The organism is Ruegeria sp. CG3, assembly GCF_056537205.1.
The window spans coordinates 1,547,906-1,567,275 of sequence record NZ_JBQFRC010000001.1 but is presented as its reverse complement, the minus strand read 5'-3'; the positions used below and the strand labels follow the sequence as shown (position 1 = coordinate 1,567,275).

The window sequence follows — 19,370 nt, the reverse complement described above, 5'->3', positions numbered from 1 at the left end:
CAATGGCAAATATCGACTATACCCGCGCGGCCAAATACTTCCTTCTGCAGGATTTCTGGGTCGGAATGAAGCTGGGGCTGAAGTATTTCTTCGCGCCCAAGGCCACCGTGAACTACCCGCACGAAAAGGGCCCGCTGTCGCCACGGTTCCGCGGTGAACACGCCCTGCGCCGTTACCCCAACGGCGAGGAGCGCTGCATCGCCTGCAAATTGTGCGAAGCTGTGTGCCCCGCGCAGGCCATCACAATCGACGCCGAACCGCGCCAGGACGGCAGCCGCCGTACCACGCGATATGACATCGACATGACCAAGTGCATCTACTGCGGCTTCTGCCAAGAGGCCTGCCCGGTCGATGCCATCGTCGAAGGACCTAATTTCGAATTCGCCACGGAAACCCGCGAAGAGCTGTTCTATGACAAGCAGAAGCTGCTGGACAACGGTGAACGCTGGGAAGCCGAGATCGCCCGCAATCTGGAACTGGACGCGCCCTACCGATGAGCGATCCGACGAAAAACCCATTCGAGCAGATGCTCAGACAGGCGCATGACATGGCCAAGGCGTTCAACCCGGCGCTGGAGAGCTATTCGCCCGTCGACGCGATGCGCGGCTTCGAGGCGCTGTGGCCGACCGTGCCCAAAGAGGTCATGGAGATGATGTTCGGCAACACCGTCAATCCGGGCGGACTGGATGCCAAGACCCGCCTGTTGCTGACGCTGGCCGGGCTGACCTGTCAGGGCGCACAGGCCGACACGGCCCTGCGCCAGACGGTACGCCATGCCATCGAGGCAGGGGCCAAGAAACAAGAGATCGTGGAAACGATCGGTCAGATGTCGGTCTTTGCCGGCATCCCGGCCATGACCCGGGCGCTGGAACTGGCGCAGGAGGCCATGGGCGAAAACGAGGAAGATGACCAATGAGCGTATTTGCCTTTTACCTCTTTGCCATCAGCGCCATCACCGGCGGGCTGTTCACCGTGATCAGCCGTCAGCCGGTGCATTCGGTGCTGTGGCTTATCCTGTCTTTCCTGTCCTCGGCTGGGCTGTTCGTACTGCTGGGGGCCGAGTTCGTGGCGATGCTGCTGATCATCGTCTACGTGGGTGCGGTCGCGGTGCTGTTCCTGTTCGTGGTGATGATGCTGGACGTGGACTTTGCCGAGCTCAAGGCCGAGATGGCGCGGTACATGCCTCTGGCCCTGCTGATAGGTCTGGTCATTCTGATGCAGTTCATCATGGCCTTTGGGGCTTGGGACAGCGCCCAAGGCATTGAGGTCAATCTGGCCCAACCGGTCCCGGCGGACCGCCACAACACCGAGGCGCTGGGTGTAATCCTTTACGATCAATACTTCCTTCTGTTCCAACTTGCGGGTCTGATCCTGCTGGTGGCCATGATCGGCGCCATCGTGCTGACGCTGCGCCACCGCAAGGACATCAAGCGTCAGGACATCGTCGGCCAGATGATGCGCGACCCGGCCAAGGCGATGGAGTTGAAGGACGTGAAACCGGGGCAGGGACTTTGAGAAGATGATCGGACTTGAACACTATCTTACAGTCGCGGCGACGCTGTTCGTCATCGGCATCTTTGGTCTCTTCCTGAACCGCAAGAATGTCATCATCCTGCTCATGAGCATCGAATTGATGCTGCTGGCGGTGAATATCAACCTTGTGGCGTTTTCCAGCTTCCTCGGCGATCTGGTCGGGCAGGTTTTCACGCTGTTCGTGCTGACCGTGGCCGCGGCCGAGGCTGCGATCGGGCTGGCCATTCTGGTCTGCTTCTTCCGCAACCGCGGCACCATCGCGGTTGAAGACGTTAACATGATGAAGGGGTAAGGGATCATGGAAACCACAATCCTCTTTGCCCCGCTCGTGGGCGCGCTGATCTGCGGCTTTGGCTGGAAGTTCATCGGCGAAAAGGCCGCGCTGTGGACGGCGACGGGCCTGCTGTTCCTAGCCTGTCTGCTGTCGTGGATCGTGTTCTTCAGCTTTGACGGACAGACCCAGCAGATCGAGATTATGCGCTGGATCGAGAGCGGCTCGCTGTCGACCTCGTGGGCCATTCGTCTGGACCGGCTGACCGCCATCATGTTGATCGTCGTCACCACGGTTTCGGCGCTCGTGCACCTTTATTCGTTCGGCTACATGGATCACGATCCACAGTGGCGCGAGGGCGAAAGCTACAAGCCGCGCTTCTTTGCCTATCTGTCCTTCTTCACCTTCGCCATGCTGATGCTGGTGACGGCCGACAATCTGGTGCAGATGTTCTTCGGCTGGGAAGGCGTGGGCGTCGCATCCTACCTGCTGATCGGGTTTTACTATCGCAAACCTTCGGCCAATGCGGCGGCGATGAAAGCGTTCATCGTCAACCGTGTGGGCGATTTCGGCTTTGCGCTGGGGATATTCGCGCTGTTCTTCCTGACCGACAGCATCAACTTCTCGGATATTTTTGCCGCTGCACCCCAGCTGGCAGAAACGCAACTGACCTTCCTGTGGGGCGAATGGACCGCGATCGAGGTCATCTGCGTGTTGCTGTTCATCGGTGCGATGGGTAAATCTGCGCAGCTGATCCTGCACACCTGGTTGCCGGACGCGATGGAGGGCCCGACGCCCGTGTCGGCGCTGATCCACGCGGCCACCATGGTGACGGCCGGTGTGTTCCTGGTTTGCCGCATGTCGCCGCTGATGGAGTTCGCGCCAGGAGCAACCGGGTTCGTCACCGTGCTGGGGGCTGCCACCGCTTTCTTTGCCGCGACCGTGGGCTTGGTCCAGACAGACATCAAGCGCGTGATCGCCTATTCGACCTGTTCGCAGCTGGGCTACATGTTCGTGGCCGCGGGCGTGGGCATGTATTCGGCGGCGATGTTCCACCTGTTCACGCATGCCTTCTTCAAGGCGCTCTTGTTTCTGGGGGCGGGCTCGGTGATCCACGCCATGCACCACGAACAGGACATGATGAACTATGGCAACCTGCGCAAGAAGATCCCCTATACCTTCTGGGCGATGATGATCGGCACGCTGGCCATCACCGGTGTCGGTATCCCGCTGACCACGATCGGCTTTGCCGGTTTCCTGTCCAAGGATGCCATCATCGAAAGCGCCTATGCCGGCGGATCGGCCTTCGGGTTCTGGGCGCTGGTGATCGCGGCCGCGATGACCTCGTTCTACAGCTGGCGCCTGATCTTCCTGACCTTCTTTGGCGAGGAGCGGGGCGACAAGCACACGCATGAGCACGCGCATGAAAGCCCGATGGTCATGCTGGTGCCGCTGGGTGTTCTGTCGCTGGGCGCCGTGTTCGCGGGCATGATCTGGTACAACAACTTCTTCGGTCACGCCGATCAGGTGGGCAAGTTCTATGGCATTCCGGTTGCCGAGGCGCATGCCGAGGCCGGTGACCATGCCAAGGCCGATGACCATGGCGACGACACGCATGCCACCGAATCCCATGGCGAAGAAGCTGCGCACGACGACAAGGCCAAAGGCGGAGATCACCACTATGCCTTTGTCGGCAAACCCGGCGAGGGCGCGCTGTACATCGCGCCGGACAACCATGTTCTGGACGACGCGCATGCGGCGCCGAAATGGGTCAAGGTCTCGCCGTTCATCGCTATGGTTCTGGGCTTTGGACTGGCTTACCTGTTCTACATCGTGAACCCGGCGCTGCCGGGCCGCTTGGCCGAGAACCAGCGTCCGCTGTACCTGTTCCTCATGAACAAGTGGTACTTTGACGAAATCTACGACGCGATCCTTGTCAAACCGACTGTGGCCCTTGGCCGGTTCCTGTGGAAGGGCGGTGACGGCAAGACGATCGACGGTTTCCTGAACGGAGTAGCAATGGGCGTCGTTCCCTTCTTCACCCGCCTCGCAGGCAAGGCGCAGACGGGCTACATCTTCACTTACGCCTTCTGGATGGTTCTGGGGATCGCCGCCCTGGTCACCTGGATGTCGATCGGCGGAGGCGCAAACTGATGGACAATATCCTATCCATTGTAACGTTCATTCCGGCCATTTCCGCCGGTCTGATGGCGCTGTTCCTGCATGGGAACGATGTGGCCGCACAGCGCAATGCCAAGTGGATCGCGCTGGTTGCGACCACAGTGACCTTCCTTGTTTCGATCGGAATCTATACCGAGTTCGACCCATCGAACACCGGCTTCCAGATGGTGGAAGAGGGTCAGTGGCTGCTGGGCCTGAAGTACAAGATGGGCGTGGATGGCATCAGCGTTCTGTTCGTGCTGCTGACCACCTTCATCATGCCGCTGACCATCTTGGCCAGCTGGAACGTGACCGACCGGGTCAAGGAATACATGATCGCCTTCCTGCTTCTGGAAACGCTGATGCTCGGCGTGTTCATGGCGCTGGATCTGGTGCTGTTCTACCTGTTCTTCGAAGCCGGGCTGATCCCGATGTTCCTGATCATCGGGATCTGGGGCGGCAAGGACCGGATCTACGCCAGCTTCAAGTTCTTCCTCTACACCTTCCTCGGCTCGGTTCTGATGCTGGTGGCGATGGTAGCGATGTATGCGGATGCAGGCACAACGGACATTGCCGCGCTCATGACGCACCAGTTCTCGTCCGAGAGCTTCAGCGTGCTGGGTGTCCACATTGTCGGCGGTATGCAGACGCTGATGTTCCTCGCGTTCTTTGCGTCCTTCGCGGTGAAGATGCCGATGTGGCCCGTGCACACCTGGTTGCCAGACGCGCACGTTCAGGCACCGACGGCGGGCTCGGTCGTGCTGGCGGCAATTCTGCTGAAGATGGGTGGCTATGGTTTCCTGCGTTTCAGCTTGCCCATGTTCCCTGTCGGGTCGGCCGTGATGACCGATCTGGTGCTGTGGCTGTCGGCAATCGCCGTGGTCTATACCTCGTTGGTGGCGCTGGTGCAGGAGGACATGAAAAAGCTGATCGCCTATTCTTCGGTCGCGCATATGGGTTTTGTGACCATGGGCATCTTTGCCGCCAACCAGCAGGGCATCGACGGGGCGATTTTCCAGATGCTCAGCCACGGGTTCATCTCGGCCGCGCTGTTCCTTTGTGTTGGCGTGATCTACGACCGGATGCACACCCGCGACATCGAGGCCTATGGCGGCCTGGTGATCCGGATGCCGGCCTATGCGTTGGTGTTCATGCTGTTCACCATGGCCAATGTGGGCCTGCCGGGCACCAGCGGGTTCATCGGCGAATTCCTGACGCTTATGGGCACCTTCCAGGTCAACACCTGGGTGACCGCAGTGGCGGCCAGCGGTGTGATCTTCTCGGCGGCTTATGCGCTTTGGTTGTATCGCCGCGTGGTCTTTGGCGACCTGATCAAGGAAAGCCTCAAGTCGATCACCGACATGAGCACACGCGAGCGTCTGATCTTTGCGCCGCTGATCGTCATGACCATCCTGCTGGGCGTCTATCCGTCGCTGGTCACCGACGTGATCGGCAATTCGACCGCCGCGCTGATTTCGAACTATGACACGGCTCTGGCCGCGGCCGAGGCCGCGACCCAGGTCGCCTCGCACTAAGGGAGCTTTGGAGACATGATCCAGGCTGATCTCACTGTAATTCTGCCGGAAATCATTCTGGCGATCTATGCGATGGCGGCGCTGATCGGAGCTGTCTACACCAGCAAGGATGCGCTGGCTCCGGTTCTGGTCTGGACGACGGCCGGACTGATGGCGGCGCTGTCGTTCTGGATCGCGTCGAACGGCTCGGGAACCAACGTGGCGTTCAACGGCATGTTCATCGACGACGGGTTCGCCCGATTTGCAAAGGTCGCAATTCTGCTATCTGCCGCAGCGGTTCTGGTTATGAGCCAGGAATACATGGCGCGCCGGAACCTGCTGCGTTTCGAGTATCCATTGCTGGTGGCTTTGGCAGCGGTCGGCATGATGATGATGGTCAGCGCCGGCGATCTGATGTCGCTCTATATGGGTCTCGAGCTGCAGTCGCTGTCTCTGTATGTCGTGGCGGCCCTGCGCCGTGACAGCGCCAAATCGACCGAGGCAGGGCTGAAGTATTTCGTTCTGGGTGCGCTCAGTTCGGGATTGCTGCTGTTCGGCGCATCTCTGGTCTATGGGTTCACCGGTACGACGCTGTTCTCGGGCATCATCAACACGGTGCATCACGGCGATGTCTCGGTTGGGCTTCTGTTTGGCCTTGTTCTGCTGATCTCGGGTTTGGCATTCAAGATTTCGGCGGTTCCGTTCCACATGTGGACACCGGACGTTTACGAGGGCTCGCCCACTCCGGTGACGGCTTTCTTTGCAACCGCACCCAAAGTTGCAGCGATGGCCTTGTTCGCGCGCGTTCTGCATGATGCGTTCGGCGGTGCCATCGCGGACTGGCAGCAGGTGATCGTGCTGCTTTCGGTCCTGTCGATGTTGCTGGGGGCCGTGGCTGCCATCGGGCAGCGCGACATCAAACGGCTGATGGCCTATTCGTCAATTGCACATATGGGGTACGCGCTGATCGGTCTGGCCGCAGGCACCGAATTGGGTGTCAAAGCGATGCTGATGTATCTGGCGATCTATGTGACCATGAATATCGGCACCTTCGCCTTCATCCTGATGATGGAGCGCGACGGCAAGCCGGTGACAGACATCGACGCCCTGCGCCAGTATTCCAAGCGGGACCCGGGCAAGGCGCTGGCCGTGCTGATCCTGATGTTCAGCCTTGCCGGCGTACCGCCAATGCTGGGGTTCTTCGCCAAGTTCGGCGTCTGGCAGGCCGGTGTGCAAGCTGACCTGATTGGGTTGGTTATTGCATCGGCAATCGCCTCGGTGATCGGTGCCTTCTACTACCTGCGGATCGTCTTCTACATGTATTTCGGCGACGAAAACGAAGATCCGATCGAAACCCGCTCGACCCCGGTATTGTGGGTTGCTCTGATGGGGTCGGCCGCATTGATGTTGATCGGTGTGGTCTACCAGTTCGGGATCGAGGGCGCAGCGGCAGCCGCGGCGACGACGCTTGTCAACTGACCGTTTCAACAAAATCTGGAAAGGGGCTCGGCCATCAGGCCGGGCCTTTTTGGCATGAGCACCTGGCCCCAAGGATACGGTCTGCATATCCTGCAGGAAGTTGACAGCACCCTGAATGAGGCCGCGCGGATCGCACCCACTGCAACAGGTCCGGTCTGGATCATGGCGCATCATCAAACCGCCGCGCGTGGCAGGCGCGGCCGGGCGTGGTCCAACCCCCAGGGCAACCTGGCAGCAACCTTGTTGCTGCGGCCCGAGGGCAATCCAGAGCAGGCAGCCCTTCGCAGCTTTGTTGCCGCGCTGGCGCTTTTTGATGCCTGTGTTTCGGTCACCGGTCGCGCACAGGGGTTCGCATTGAAATGGCCGAATGACGTGTTGTTGAACGGCGGGAAACTGGCCGGCATCCTGTTGGAAAGCACGGGGCAGGGGCGCGACGTATCCCACCTTGCGATCGGCATCGGGGTGAACCTCGCAGACGCGCCTGATCCTGAGACAGTTGAGCAGGGAGCTCTGCGGCCCGTTTCGTTGTTGTCGGAAACCGGGGCTCAGGTGTCCGCCGAGGATTTTCTGACTGAACTCGCCGATGCCTACGCGAAGCTCGAAAACCAGTTTGTTACCTACGGGTTTGAACCGATCCGCAAAGCGTGGCTGGCCCGGGCCGCGAAGCTGGGCGAGGTGATTACCGCGCGCACAGGTGCTTCGGAAACCGTCGGGACCTTTGAAACGGTGGACGCGGGCGGCAACCTTGTCCTAAACACCGCCAAGGGCCGCGTCAGCATTCCGGCGGCAGACGTCTATTTCTGAAAGGGGCGCATATGCTTCTGGCCATTGACTGCGGCAACACGAACACCGTTTTCTCGATCTGGGATGGCGAGAAATTCCTGTGTACGCTGCGCACCTCGACCCATCATGCCCGCACGGCCGATGCCTATTTCACCTGGTACTCGACACTGGTGAAACATTACGGGATCGAGGCTGACATCACCGACGTCATCATTGCCTCGACGGTGCCGCGGGTGGTGTTCAACCTGCGCGTCTTTGCCGACCGGTTCTTTGGATGCCGGCCGTTGGTGGTGGGCAAGCCCGATTGCGAGTTGCCGCTAGCGCCGCGCGTTGATGAAGGGACGATTCCCGGTCCGGACCGTCTGGCGAATGCGGCCGGTGCCTTTGATCGGCACGGCGGGAATGTCGTGGTGGTGGATTTCGGGACCGCCACGAATTTCGATGTGGTCGCCGCTGATGGCGCCTATGTCGGAGGAGTGATCGCCCCCGGCGTGAACCTCAGTCTCGAGGCCTTGCACCAGGGCGCTGCAGCTCTGCCGCATATCGACGTGACGCGTCCCGAGAAAGTCATCGGCACAAACACGGTTGGATGTATCCAGTCAGGTGTGTATTGGGGGTATTCCGGCCTCATCGAAGGTTTGATCGACAGGATCAAGGCGGAATACGGAATGCCCATGAAGGTCATAGGGACGGGCGGTCTTGCACCGCTGTTCGATCAGGCCGATGTGGGCTTTGATGCAATTGAAGACGATCTGACGATGCACGGGCTTACCGTGATCCATCGCTACAACAAGGATACTGGCTCGGCATGAGCAGCGAAAGACTGATCTACTTGCCGCTCGGCGGCGCGGGCGAAATCGGTATGAACGCCTATGTCTACGGCTATGGCAAACCCGGTCAGGAACGTCTGATCCTGGTCGATCTGGGCGTGACCTTTCCCGACATGGATACAACGCCGGGCGTCGATCTGATCTACGCCGACATTTCGTGGTTGAAGGAACGTGCGGATCGGCTTGAGGCGATCTTCGTCACCCATGCGCACGAGGATCACGTCGGCGCCGTGGCCCATTGTCATGAGGCCCTTGGCGCGCCGGTCTACGCGCGTGCTTTCACCGCAAATATCGCCCGCCGCAAAATGGAAGATGTCGGACATCCGCCCGAAGCCGTGCGCACCGTGTCCGCCTGGCCCGAGCAGATCAAGGCAGGTCCGTTTACGGTCGGATTCCTGCCCGTTTCGCATTCGATCCCCGAGAGTGCGGCGCTGGTGATCGACACGCCGGCTGGCCGTGTCGTGCATACCGGTGATTTCAAACTGGACACCAATCCGGTTGTGGGCGAACCGTTTGATCCCGATCTTTGGGCCGAAGTGGCCAAGTCTGGGGTCAAGGCGTTGGTTTGTGACAGCACCAACGTGTTTTCCTCGCATCCCGGTCGCTCGGAGTCGGAGGTTGGGCCGGCCATCACCCAATTGGTCGAGGACGCGACTGGTATGGTGGTTGCAACGACCTTTGCGTCGAATGTCGCGCGGGTCAAAACGCTGGCCGAGGCCGGGCATCGGGCGGGTCGTTCGGTGGTTCTGTTGGGCCGGGCCATGCGCCGCATGATCGAGGCTGCGACTGAAACCGGTATCCTGTCTGATTTTCCGCGCGTGATCAGCGCTGAGGAAGCCTTGGATCTGCCCCGCCAGAACCTGATGCTGATCGTCACCGGCAGCCAGGGTGAGCGCCGCGCGGCCAGCGCGCAGTTGGCGCGCGGCAAATACCGGGGGATCGAGCTGAAGGATGGCGACCTGTTCCTTTTCTCCTCGAAGACCATTCCGGGGAATGAACGCGGTGTGATCCGCATCATGAACCAACTGAGCGAAAAAGGCGTCGACGTGGTCGATGACAGCGCTGGCTTGTACCACGTTTCCGGCCACGCCAACCGCCCTGATCTTGAGCAGATGCATGCCTTGGTCGATCCTCAGATCGTCGTTCCAATGCACGGTGAACACAGGCATCTGCGGGAACACGCCAAGCTGGCCGAGGCCGCAGGTCGTGCCGGTGTCCTGGCGGTCAATGGCACGATGCTGGATCTGTCGGGGAACGCGCCCGAGGTCGTGGATTATGTCGAGACCGGCCGGACCTACCTGGACGGTTCCGTCAAGATTGGCGCGCTGGACGGTGTGGTGCGGGACCGTATCCGCATGGCTCTGAACGGGCACGTGACCGTAACTGTCATCCTGGACGAAGACGATGAGCCACTGGGCGAACCTTGGTGCGATACCATGGGGCTGCCGGAAACCGGCGTGTCGCGGGCCGGATTGATCGAGGTGCTGGAAGAGGACCTGAACCAGTTCCTGATGCGGGCTGAGGTCAAAACGCTGCGGGACGATGACAAGCTGGAAGAAGCCATGCGTCGCATCGTTCGACAAAGTGCACAGATCGAAATCGGCAAAAAGCCCGAAGTCACAGTTGTAATAAGCCGAATGAAATAAGGCGGCTCAGTCTGTTTCGGGCATCGGGTGGCCCTTGAGACGCTGGAACAGACTGGCTTCTTCGTTGTTCAGAAAGAACGGCACGGAGTCGGGGGGCGTTGTATCTGATACGCGCGCCTCGACTTCCGACAGAACAACCTCGGTGATGAAGGGCAAGTCGAACTCCCGCGCCTGTTCCAGCGGAATCCACTGTAGATGTGACAGTTCATCCGAGGCCTGGCTGAAATCGTCCAGATCACCGGCGATGGCATCTGCGTCCAAAAGAAAAAATCGGGCGTCGAACCGGCGTGGGCGTCCGGGCGGGGTAACCGCGCGGAACACGAACTGCAGCGCTTCGGCCGACGGAATGTAGCCTCTTTCCGCGAAGCCGGTCCAGGCTTGTGGAACCGGACCCGGCCAGGTGTCGCGGACACCGAGGATAAAGCCGGTCTCCTCCCACAACTCGCGAATTGCCGCTGCCGCCAGTGGCACATGCAGTCCGGCAGGAGCCTGATCGCTCAGCCTTTGTTGGCAAATCTCGGGTACCGGAGTGGCCAGCGGAACTTGCGCGTCCTCAGCATCCACGGCACCCCCCGGAAACACGAACTTGTTCGGCATGAAGGCCGCCGCGGCACCACGTTGGCCCATCAGAATCGACGGGCTTCGAAAACGGTCGCGCAAAACGATGATCGTCGCGGCATCGCGAATTGCGGATTTGTCCACGGTCATGAGAAGCTCAGCTGCATTGACGGGTCACTTGCCGTCGTCGAACCCGTGCATCTTCCGGGCCCATTGAAAGCCGACGACCGCTCCTTTGAGCCTGGGAAGAAGGAACAGCGACAGTGCAACGCAAGCTATCGAAAAGCCGATTGCCATGGCCCACGGAGACGGGCGCAGGCCGACGTAAGTGACATGCAGCGCCGGAGCCAAAAGGTGTCCGACCAGCAGAATGGTCAAGTAGGCCGGCCCGTCATCTGCCCTGTGGTGAAACAATTCCTGACCGCAGTCTGCGCAGGTATCATTCACCTTCAGGTAGCTGTGCAACAGCTTGCCTTTGCCGCAATTGGGGCATTTGCACCGGAACCCTTTCACGATGGCGGGCCACGTGGGGCGTTCCTCCTGAGAGAGGGTGTCGATGGTTTGATCTGTCATCTTGATACTCGCGCTCGGATTTCGGGGATATTGCGCTTGTTTCATCCCGCAGAAAAGGGGGGTGCGTCGCTTTGCACCGACCCTCTCGAAAATATTGCCCGAAAATGCAGGTTTCAATGCCGGAAAAAAATTCGCGGACAGCGACGGAAACTTTGCCGGGCTGCGTTTGAATGAATGTAAGCAGCGGCACAGGGCCGCGACAACAAAGGAAACGAGCAATGAAGAGCGCAAAATTTATCTCGGCCATCATTCTGTCTGCAGTTGCCGTCACCGGGACGGCTGCGCTGGCCAAAGGACCTCGCGACCGTGAACCGGTCAGCTTTCAGGAGCTGGATGCCAACGGGGACGGCCAGGTGACCAAGGCCGAGATGGAGGCCCATCGCCTGCAGAAGTTCACCTCGGCCGATACCGACGGTGACGGAAAGATCAGCGTCGAAGAAATGCAAGCCGAGGCCCAGAAGAAGGCAAACGACCGCGTTTCCGACATGTTCGAGCGTCATGATGCAGACAAAGACGGCTTTCTGACTGCGGACGAGTTGCCGAAACCGCGCCGGGCTGACAAGATGTTTGACCGCCTTGATGCGGATGGAAACGGATCTCTGTCCGAGCAGGAGTTCGCCAATGCACGGGATGGAATGGGTCGGCACCACAAGAAGGGTGGCCGCCCGGACCCAGACAACAACTGACGCAGGATGAAGGACGTGCCGTCCTCTGCGCATACTGTCCGCGGCGACACGGTCGCCGCGGATGCCTGCAGCGACGACGTGTTGCTGAAGCGGTTTGCCGAAGGCGACGCCCAGGCAGCACGCCTGTTGACCGATCGGTTGGGGCCGCGGTGCTATTCGGTTGCTCTGCGCATGTTGAACAACACGGCAGAGGCCGAAGACGTAACCCAGGAAGCGATGCTTCGGCTGTGGAAAGTGGCGGCGGACTGGGTTCCGGGGCAGGCCAAGATCTCGACCTGGTTGTACCGCGTGGTCTTGAACCTGTGTGTCGATCTGCGGCGGAAGAAAACGGCAGGCACATTGGACGATGTGCCAGAGCCTGAGGACGACCAGCCCAGTGTCGTGGACCGAATGCAGCAAAACGCCCGCGTGGATGCGTTGCAAGCGGCCTTGGCACAATTGCCGGAACGGCAGCGCGAAGCTGTCATTCTCAGGCATATCGAGGAGTTGTCCAATCCGGAAATCGCGGGAATCATGAGGATTTCCGTAGAAGCGGTAGAAAGTCTTGTTGCCCGCGGAAAGCGGTCGTTGACGGCCATACTGTCAGGCCGTCAGGAAGAGTTGGGGTATGACCATGTCTGACCAAGATACAGAACTGGATCTCTTGTTTGCCGAGGCACGGCAGGCGCATGTTGATCTGCCCGACGATTTGGCCGTTCGTATCCTGACGGATGCCGAGGCCATCCGGCTTGCGGCGACAAAAACAGCGAAACCCAAGTCACAAGTGTTTCTGGGCAATCTTGTTGCCGGTCTCGGGGGCTGGCAGGCGCTCAGTGGGCTTGCGGCGGCCAGCGTGGTTGGCGCATGGGTCGGCTTTGCCGCGCCGTCCTTTCTTCCGGACCCGGCAAATTACATAATGACCCAGGATGCATCCTACATGGTCGCCAATCTCGGTCTCGAGGCCGCGTTTCTGGAGGAAGCGGAATGAATGAAGACGTTAAACCCCCAAGGCGCTGGGTGCCTGTGCTATTGGTGGTATCCCTTGGCCTGAACCTGCTGGTCGCCGGGGTGATCATCGGGACTGCGCTGCGGTTTCACGGTGTGCGGGACGATGTTCCTCCCGGATTTGGGCCTGCCCTGTACCGCGCTCTTCCTGATCCGGAACGCAAGGCGTTGAGAGGCGATCTGGCCGACAAGCATCGGCGCGGGGCCGAGAAAAGGTCTCGTGATTTCAAGGCGCTTGGCAAAGCGCTGCGGGCCATTCCGTTCGACCGCGATGAAGTCCAGAACCTGCTGGAAGAACAAGCAAGGGCGAATGACGAAATCCAGGCGGCTCTGCAAGAGCAATGGCTGGCTCGGGTTTCGGCCATGTCCGACGAAGAACGAAAAGCTTATGCCGACCGCTTGGAAGACGTGTTGAAGCGGCGCCCGGATCCCAAGAAACGCAAGGACTGACCTGCTTAGGCCGCGTTCTGTTTCATCCACACTTGGTTCCGGCCGGCCTGTTTGGCCGCATAAAGCGCCTTGTCCGCGCATTTGATCAGGCTTTCGGCCGACAGTGAGCCGTCCGGAGGTGGGGAGAAGGGTGGCTCGCACACCTTCAGCCCGATGCTGACCGTCACCGGAAGGCGGGCAGGAATGTCCGGCAGGACGACCGGTACGCTGCTGACGCCGCTGCAGATATCGGCCGCCTTCCTGAGCGCCTTTTCGCGGGTCGCGTTTGGCAGTCCGAACAGGAATTCCTCTCCTCCGATGCGGGCGAGGAAGCCGTCAGGTCCGAAAGCGCGCTTCATCCGTTTTCCGGCCTCGACCAAAACCCTGTCACCGGCACTGTGGCCGTAACGGTCATTGATGGATTTGAAGTGGTCCAGGTCGGCCAGCATGATCGCAAAACCCCGCTGTTTGTGCACCGAACTGTGCAGCAATTGGTCCATCGCGGTCTGTGCGAAACGACGGTTGTTCAGGCCCGTCAGCGTGTCGATCCACGATTCCTCAAGCCCACGGCGCAACGAGTCGCGCATTTGCTCGTCATGCGCCTTGCGTGCAATCAACGCCTCGACCCGAAGCGATACTTCGTCAGGGCAGAACCCTCCGAGGCAAATCGCATCGGCGCCGCGATCCAGGGCCTCGGCGGCAAGAGTGGCGTTGTCATCGGGAATGATTCCGATCAGAGCGGTCCGCCGAGTGCCGGTGCGGGATTTGAGGTCGGCCAACATGTTCAGGCCGGATGGATCGCTGTTCAATTCGACAACAATCGCGTCAGGTATGGTGCCGGACAAGACTCCGCTGAGGTTGGGCAGGGTATGGCTGCACACCGAATGCTGCGTTCGTCCGTTCAGGGCCTTGTGCCACAGCGTGCGAGTACGTGCGGTGTGGGCCAAGACGGCGATCTGACCATGCCGCGCGGGCGTGATCATTGCAGCGGGGGCCTCGGCAAACCCCACGGATTGAGGGTTGCCACTGTTCTTCAGATCCTGAGTTTCCGCACGGGCGCGCAGCAGGCTTCGCACACGCGCCAGCAACAGCGTATCTTTGAACGGATAGGCCAGAACGTCATCCAGCCCCTCGGACAGGTTCCGCAGCCGGGCGGTCCGGTCGTTCCGAGGCGCAATCGCGACCACAGGGACATCCTGCAGGGCCGGAACGGACAGCATCAGTCTTTTGACGTCGCCCGCGTCTCCGTCGGGTAGTGTCTGGGCCGTCAGCACCAGATCCGGCCGGGTCCGCCGCAGCAACGCCCCAAGACCAGCCAGCTTCTCGCCCTGCACGACATGATACCACGCCGCCGTCAGCTGCACCTTCAGCATGATGCGATTGGTCGAGACCCCGTCGAGGACAAGGATGGTTCCCTGCACGGACATTGTTTTCACCGTAGATTGCATGCCTTGCCAAAGTGTTTATGAGTCTGGTTAACAAACCCTTTCCAAATCTTCGAACCGGGGCCTGATCATGCCGATCTCTGCCGAATTCGCCGAAACTCTGGCCTTGAAAGCGCTTGGGTGGCTTGTTGGGAACGATGAATTGTTGCCTGTTTTCCTTGGTTCGACCGGCGCCTCGACGGATGACCTGAGGGACCGCGCCACAGAGCCCGAGTTTCTTGCTTCGGTGCTGGAATTTCTGATGCTTGACGATTCGTGGGTGTTGGCCTTTTGTGACGCAAACGCTGTCCCCTACGATCAACCGGCCCAGGCCCGAAGCGTCCTGTCAGGCGGCGCGGATGTTCATTGGACCTGAACGGGTCCGCGCAGGAGCAAGAATGCATGTCGATTGATGCGCTGGTTTTTGACAAGGACGGAACCCTGTTTGATTTCGCCGCCACGTGGGGGGCGTTCGGCAAGGCGGTGCTGCTGCGTCTGAGCGAGGGCGACAATGCGCGTGCGTCCCTGCTTGGAAAGAGCATTGGCTTTGACTTCGCGACAGAGACCTATTCCGAGGACAGTATCGTGATCGCTGGCACCGTCGACGAGGTCGCAGACGCCTTGTTCCCAGACCTTGACGGCTGGTCCCGCGAGGATCTGGTTCAGACCTTGAATGCGGCTTCTGCCCATGCGCCTCAGGTCGAGGCCGTTGCGCTTGCACCTTTTCTGCAATCCCTGAAAGACGCCGGCAAGAAGCTGGGTGTTGCGACCAATGACGGCGAGATGCCGGCGAAACGGCACCTGGCCTCGGTCGGAATCGAGACCTATTTCGATTTCATTGCGGGGTATGACAGTGGCCACGGGTTCAAGCCTGGGCCCGGCCAGTTGTTGGCTTTTGCCCAACATGTTGGCGTCCCACCGGACCGGATCGCCATGGTCGGCGACAGTCTGCACGATCTGGAGGCCGGTCGCGCCGCCGGCATGACCACGATCGGTGTTCTGACTGGATTGGCAAAGGTTGAGGATCTTGCACCGATGGCTGATGTCGTTCTTCCCGATATCAGCCACATCCCCGGCTGGCTGAACCTTCGTTAAAGCGCCTTGCCTGAAAATCGGCGGTTCATGAGTTGAAACCGACCTTGGCTGTCGCAGACAGAGCGGCCAGAGGCCGGACTTCGGGTCTTGTTTGAGAGTAACAAACGCCGGAGGAACAGATGGCCGACACGAATACTCGCAAGCGCAGGGGTGGTGGACGCGCAGGCGCTGCAGCGCGCCGCGGTGCGGCAGTCATCGACCAGATGCCATGGAATCCGCCTATCAACATCGACCGGCCAACCGAACCGTTGGGCCCCGAGGGCGTCGAAGCCATCCATGACGGTGCCATGCGTATTCTCGAGGAAATCGGCATCGAGTTCTACAACCAAGAAGCCTTGGAGATCCTGCGTGAGGCCGGATGCATCGTCAATGGCGACAACGTGCGCATGGGCCGTGACTTCGTCATGGAAATGGTCGCCAAGGCGCCGTCGACCTTTACCATCACGCCGCGCAACCCGAACCACACGATCGAGATCGGCGGCAAGACGATGTTGTTCGGAAATGTCTCGTCACCGCCGAACTACTGGGACATGGAGATCAGCAAGAAGGTTCCCGGCAACCGGGAAATGTGCCGGAACCTGTTGAAGCTGACGCAGTATTTCAACTGCATCCACTTTGCCGGAGGCTACCCGGTCGAGCCGGTTGACCTGCATGCCAGCGTCCGGCACCTGGATGTCCTGTATGACAAACTCACGCTCACGGACAAGGCGATGCATGCCTATTCGCTGGGCAAAGAGCGCGTCGAGGACGTCATGGAAATGGTGCGCATCGCAGGCGGTCTCAGCCACGAGGAATTCGAGGCGTCGCCGCGCATGTACACCAACATCAACTCGACCTCGCCTCTGAAACACGATCACCCGATGATCGACGGGTGCCTGCGGCTGGCCCGGCGGGGGCAGGCCATCGTCGTCACGCCGTTCACTTTGGCGGGGGCGATGGCCCCGGTGACGATGGCCGGGGCCGTTGCGCAGTCGTTGGCCGAGGCGCTGTGTGCGATTGCCTTGTTCCAGTACGTACGGCCCGGCATCCCATGTGTCATCGGGACATTCACCTCGAATGTCGACATGAAGTCCGGTGCGCCGGCGTTTGGCACGCCTGAATACATCCGGTCGACCCAGATGACCGGCCAGATGGCGCGGTTCTATGGGCTGCCCTTGCGCTCGTCCGGTGTCTGCGCGGCCAATGTGCCGGACGGCCAGGCCGTCTGGGAGACGTCGAATTCACTCTGGGCGGCGGTGCAGTCGGGGACCAATATGGTCTATCACGCAGCCGGATGGCTGGAGGGCGGTCTGATCGCGAGTCCGGAGAAGTTCATCATGGACTGCGAGATATTGCAGCAAATTCAAAGGTATATGCAGCCTGAGATCTGCGCCACAGGCCCAGACGAAATCGCACTGGAAGCCATCCGCGCGGTCGGGAACGATGGGCACTTCTTTGGCATCCAACACACCCAGGATCGCTATACCACCGCGTTCTATCAACCCTTCCTGAGCGATTGGAAAAACTACGAGGGCTGGGAAGTCGCGGGTGGGATCTGGACAGCCGAACGGGCGCATCTGATGTTCAAGGAGATCATCAACAGTTTTGAGGCTCCGCCGATGGATGAAGCCATCCGAGAGGAACTGGCTGACTTCGTCGCACGGCGCAAAGCCGAAGGGGGCGCGCCGACCGATTTCTGATAGCGCCCCACCGGGCAGGCAGCTGGAACGGCAGGATGTCTCAGTCTGAGATTTTGGTTAATTTTCCCCATCTTGAACTTCCGCATTTGGCCTTTGTTAAGATCTTTGAGGTGGGATCGGGCATGAAACCTTTTTGAGGGCATTCATGCACGGATTGATCAACAAGGCAGTTCAATCGTTTGTATGCGCGACGTATGGGCGTGAGCGCTGGCTTCGGGCGACCGAGGCCGCTGAACTTGGGTTCGCCGAGTTCGAAGCGATGCTCGTATACGACCGGGAAAAGTCATATCGCCTGCTGGACGTGGTCTGCGATCAACTGAACCGTTCGCGGGACGAGTTCCTGGAGGATCTCGGAACCTATCTGGTCTCACACCCCAACATGGAAGGGTTGCGGCGCCTTCTGCGCTTTGGCGGCGTCACCTATGTCGAGTTTCTGCAGTCTTTGGATGATCTGGCCGATCGGGTCAAACTGGCGGTCTCTGACCTTGAGTTGCCTGCCCTGGAACTGCAGGAGCGCTCGCCCACCGAATTCGAACTGCACTGCCATCCCGGGCTGGATGGCTATGCCAATGTCATGATCGGGATTTTGCGAGCAATGGCGGACGACTATGGCGCGCTCGTGATTCTGACGCATGCCGGGCATCAAGGCGGGGTGGACGTCATCTCGATGGTTCTGGTCGAAAGCGCCTTTGCCGAGGGGCGTCACTTTGATCTGGGAGCGCGGAACTGATGATGGATCTGGATCAACTGGGCAGGATGTTGGAGACGTTGTGCCCAATGTTCACCTTGGTGGATCAGGATGGGCGTATCCTTCAGGTCGGGCCGACACTGCAAAAACTGCGCCCGGACCAGCCAATGGTTGGCAGCGATTTTCTGGAGATATTTGAACTGGTAAGGCCCAGAACCGTGACGACCCTGCCGGCATTAATGGCGACGGCAGGTACCAAGTTTCATCTCAAGTTTCACGATGAACCGCGCACAGCATTGAAGGGGTTGGTGGCACCGCTGCCTGACGATGCAGGTGCGGTTGTCAACCTGTCCTTCGGGATCTCGATCCTGGACGCCGTACGGGACTATGCCCTGACAAGCGCGGATTTCTCGGGAACCGATCTCGCGATTGAATTGCTTTACCTAGTCGAGGCCAAGTCTGCAGCGATGGAGGCTTCGAGGTCGTTGAACCTGCGGCTTCAGGGGGCAATGCTTGCGGCCGAGGAACAGGCCTATACCGATACTCTGACCGGCCTCAAGAACCGGCGCGCGATGGACCACATTCTCGAGCATTTGGTTTCAACGAAATCCACTTTTGCGTTGATGCATCTGGACCTGGATTTCTTCAAAGCCGTGAACGACGAATTGGGGCATGCCGCGGGCGACTATGTGCTGTCCCAGGCCGCCCGGATCATGCTGGAAGAAACCCGCAGCGACGACACGGTCGCCCGGATCGGCGGCGATGAATTTGTTCTGATATTCAAAAGCCTGTCGAGCAGGGCTCAGCTTGAACGGATCGCCAATCGCCTGATTGGCCGCCTTCAGAAACCGATGGTTTTCGAGGGCGAGACCTGCGCGATTTCGGCGAGCATCGGGACCGCACTTACGTCACAGTTTCTGTCCCCGAAACCGGCTGAGATTCTGCACGCGGCGGATTTGGCCCTTTACGAGGCCAAGCGAAACGGTCGGTCGTGCCATCGCTTCTATTCCGAAGAGGCGCGGGCACCGGAGTAGACCG

The 19,370-nt window shown here is 59.9% G+C and carries 22 protein-coding genes; 19 read left to right on the top strand and 3 right to left on the bottom strand.

Annotated features, from left to right (window positions below; translation table 11 throughout):
- The first annotated feature begins 2 nt into the window (after positions 1 to 2).
- The 10 genes from nuoI to ACR0NB_RS07715 are packed head-to-tail and all read left to right on the top strand — an operon-like array spanning position 3 to position 10,216.
- Positions 3 to 497 carry an NADH-quinone oxidoreductase subunit NuoI gene (gene nuoI, locus ACR0NB_RS07760; RefSeq protein WP_170341017.1) on the top strand — a complete coding sequence of 165 codons (495 nt, stop codon included), beginning with the start codon at positions 3 to 5 and terminating at the stop codon, positions 495 to 497.
- Positions 494 to 916: a carboxymuconolactone decarboxylase family protein gene (locus ACR0NB_RS07755; RefSeq protein WP_480775338.1), complete on the top strand. Its 423-nt coding sequence runs from the start codon at positions 494 to 496 to the stop codon at positions 914 to 916. Before nuoI ends, ACR0NB_RS07755 begins: the two co-directional genes overlap by 4 nt.
- A complete protein-coding gene (locus ACR0NB_RS07750; protein WP_480775337.1) occupies positions 913 to 1,515 on the top strand; it encodes an NADH-quinone oxidoreductase subunit J in 603 nt (200 codons plus the stop codon). Before ACR0NB_RS07755 ends, ACR0NB_RS07750 begins: the two co-directional genes overlap by 4 nt.
- Before the next feature lie 4 nt (positions 1,516 to 1,519).
- A complete protein-coding gene (gene nuoK, locus ACR0NB_RS07745) occupies positions 1,520 to 1,825 on the top strand; it encodes an NADH-quinone oxidoreductase subunit NuoK (protein ID WP_005984024.1) in 306 nt (101 codons plus the stop codon).
- Positions 1,826 to 1,831: 6 nt separating this feature from the next.
- Positions 1,832 to 3,958 (top strand): NADH-quinone oxidoreductase subunit L, encoded by a 2,127-nt coding sequence (gene nuoL / locus ACR0NB_RS07740; protein ID WP_480775336.1) that lies wholly within the window; start codon positions 1,832 to 1,834, stop codon positions 3,956 to 3,958.
- Positions 3,958 to 5,499, top strand: coding sequence for an NADH-quinone oxidoreductase subunit M (locus ACR0NB_RS07735; RefSeq protein WP_170340407.1), 1,542 nt, complete (start codon positions 3,958 to 3,960; stop codon positions 5,497 to 5,499). The genes nuoL and ACR0NB_RS07735 overlap by 1 nt, the downstream gene beginning before the upstream one ends.
- A 15-nt stretch (positions 5,500 to 5,514) precedes the next feature.
- On the top strand, positions 5,515 to 6,957 hold the full coding sequence (gene nuoN, locus ACR0NB_RS07730; protein ID WP_093964920.1) for an NADH-quinone oxidoreductase subunit NuoN: 1,443 nt from the start codon (positions 5,515 to 5,517) through the stop codon (positions 6,955 to 6,957).
- 54 nt (positions 6,958 to 7,011) lie between these two features.
- Positions 7,012 to 7,761 carry a biotin--[acetyl-CoA-carboxylase] ligase gene (locus ACR0NB_RS07725; RefSeq protein ID WP_170434742.1) on the top strand — a complete coding sequence of 250 codons (750 nt, stop codon included), beginning with the start codon at positions 7,012 to 7,014 and terminating at the stop codon, positions 7,759 to 7,761.
- A gap of 11 nt (positions 7,762 to 7,772) precedes the next feature.
- Positions 7,773 to 8,552 carry a type III pantothenate kinase gene (locus tag ACR0NB_RS07720; protein WP_170434744.1) on the top strand — a complete coding sequence of 260 codons (780 nt, stop codon included), beginning with the start codon at positions 7,773 to 7,775 and terminating at the stop codon, positions 8,550 to 8,552.
- Entirely contained in the window at positions 8,549 to 10,216 is a 1,668-nt protein-coding gene (locus ACR0NB_RS07715; protein ID WP_480775335.1) for a ribonuclease J, read from the top strand. The genes ACR0NB_RS07720 and ACR0NB_RS07715 overlap by 4 nt, the downstream gene beginning before the upstream one ends.
- A gap of 6 nt (positions 10,217 to 10,222) precedes the next feature.
- Here ACR0NB_RS07715 and ACR0NB_RS07710 read toward each other — a convergent pair whose 3' ends face one another.
- Positions 10,223 to 10,924, bottom strand: a complete 702-nt coding sequence (locus tag ACR0NB_RS07710) for an NUDIX hydrolase (protein WP_170341028.1) — start codon at positions 10,922 to 10,924, stop codon at positions 10,223 to 10,225.
- Between the two features lie 24 nt (positions 10,925 to 10,948).
- Positions 10,949 to 11,347 carry a DUF983 domain-containing protein gene (locus tag ACR0NB_RS07705; protein ID WP_170341030.1) on the bottom strand — a complete coding sequence of 133 codons (399 nt, stop codon included), beginning with the start codon at positions 11,345 to 11,347 and terminating at the stop codon, positions 10,949 to 10,951.
- Positions 11,348 to 11,565: 218 nt separating this feature from the next.
- Between ACR0NB_RS07705 and ACR0NB_RS07700 the strand changes: the two genes are divergently transcribed.
- The 4 genes from ACR0NB_RS07700 to ACR0NB_RS07685 are packed head-to-tail and all read left to right on the top strand — an operon-like array spanning position 11,566 to position 13,467.
- Positions 11,566 to 12,033, top strand: a complete 468-nt coding sequence (locus ACR0NB_RS07700; RefSeq protein WP_170340413.1) for an EF-hand domain-containing protein — start codon at positions 11,566 to 11,568, stop codon at positions 12,031 to 12,033.
- A 6-nt stretch (positions 12,034 to 12,039) separates the two neighbouring features.
- Entirely contained in the window at positions 12,040 to 12,654 is a 615-nt protein-coding gene (locus tag ACR0NB_RS07695) for an RNA polymerase sigma factor (protein ID WP_480775334.1), read from the top strand.
- Positions 12,647 to 13,000 carry a hypothetical protein gene (locus tag ACR0NB_RS07690; RefSeq protein ID WP_480775333.1) on the top strand — a complete coding sequence of 118 codons (354 nt, stop codon included), beginning with the start codon at positions 12,647 to 12,649 and terminating at the stop codon, positions 12,998 to 13,000. The genes ACR0NB_RS07695 and ACR0NB_RS07690 overlap by 8 nt, the downstream gene beginning before the upstream one ends.
- Positions 12,997 to 13,467 carry a periplasmic heavy metal sensor gene (locus ACR0NB_RS07685; protein ID WP_170341035.1) on the top strand — a complete coding sequence of 157 codons (471 nt, stop codon included), beginning with the start codon at positions 12,997 to 12,999 and terminating at the stop codon, positions 13,465 to 13,467. The genes ACR0NB_RS07690 and ACR0NB_RS07685 overlap by 4 nt, the downstream gene beginning before the upstream one ends.
- Before the next feature lie 5 nt (positions 13,468 to 13,472).
- Here ACR0NB_RS07685 and ACR0NB_RS07680 read toward each other — a convergent pair whose 3' ends face one another.
- Positions 13,473 to 14,873 carry a diguanylate cyclase gene (locus ACR0NB_RS07680; protein WP_480775332.1) on the bottom strand — a complete coding sequence of 467 codons (1,401 nt, stop codon included), beginning with the start codon at positions 14,871 to 14,873 and terminating at the stop codon, positions 13,473 to 13,475.
- An 88-nt stretch (positions 14,874 to 14,961) separates the two neighbouring features.
- Between ACR0NB_RS07680 and ACR0NB_RS07675 the strand changes: the two genes are divergently transcribed.
- The 5 genes from ACR0NB_RS07675 (at position 14,962) to ACR0NB_RS07655 (ending at position 19,366) form a co-directional block, all read left to right on the top strand.
- Positions 14,962 to 15,246, top strand: a complete 285-nt coding sequence (locus ACR0NB_RS07675; protein WP_093964931.1) for a DUF3572 domain-containing protein — start codon at positions 14,962 to 14,964, stop codon at positions 15,244 to 15,246.
- Between the two features lie 26 nt (positions 15,247 to 15,272).
- Positions 15,273 to 15,965, top strand: coding sequence for an HAD family hydrolase (locus tag ACR0NB_RS07670; protein WP_170341039.1), 693 nt, complete (start codon positions 15,273 to 15,275; stop codon positions 15,963 to 15,965).
- Between the two features lie 119 nt (positions 15,966 to 16,084).
- Positions 16,085 to 17,644, top strand: a complete 1,560-nt coding sequence (locus ACR0NB_RS07665) for a trimethylamine methyltransferase family protein (RefSeq protein ID WP_480775331.1) — start codon at positions 16,085 to 16,087, stop codon at positions 17,642 to 17,644.
- A gap of 145 nt (positions 17,645 to 17,789) precedes the next feature.
- The gene (locus tag ACR0NB_RS07660) at positions 17,790 to 18,374 is read left to right on the top strand and encodes a heme NO-binding domain-containing protein (RefSeq protein WP_480752887.1); all 585 of its coding nucleotides are present in this window, start codon (positions 17,790 to 17,792) and stop codon (positions 18,372 to 18,374) included.
- Positions 18,374 to 19,366 (top strand): diguanylate cyclase domain-containing protein, encoded by a 993-nt coding sequence (locus ACR0NB_RS07655; RefSeq protein ID WP_480775330.1) that lies wholly within the window; start codon positions 18,374 to 18,376, stop codon positions 19,364 to 19,366. Before ACR0NB_RS07660 ends, ACR0NB_RS07655 begins: the two co-directional genes overlap by 1 nt.
- Positions 19,367 to 19,370: the final 4 nt, after the last annotated feature.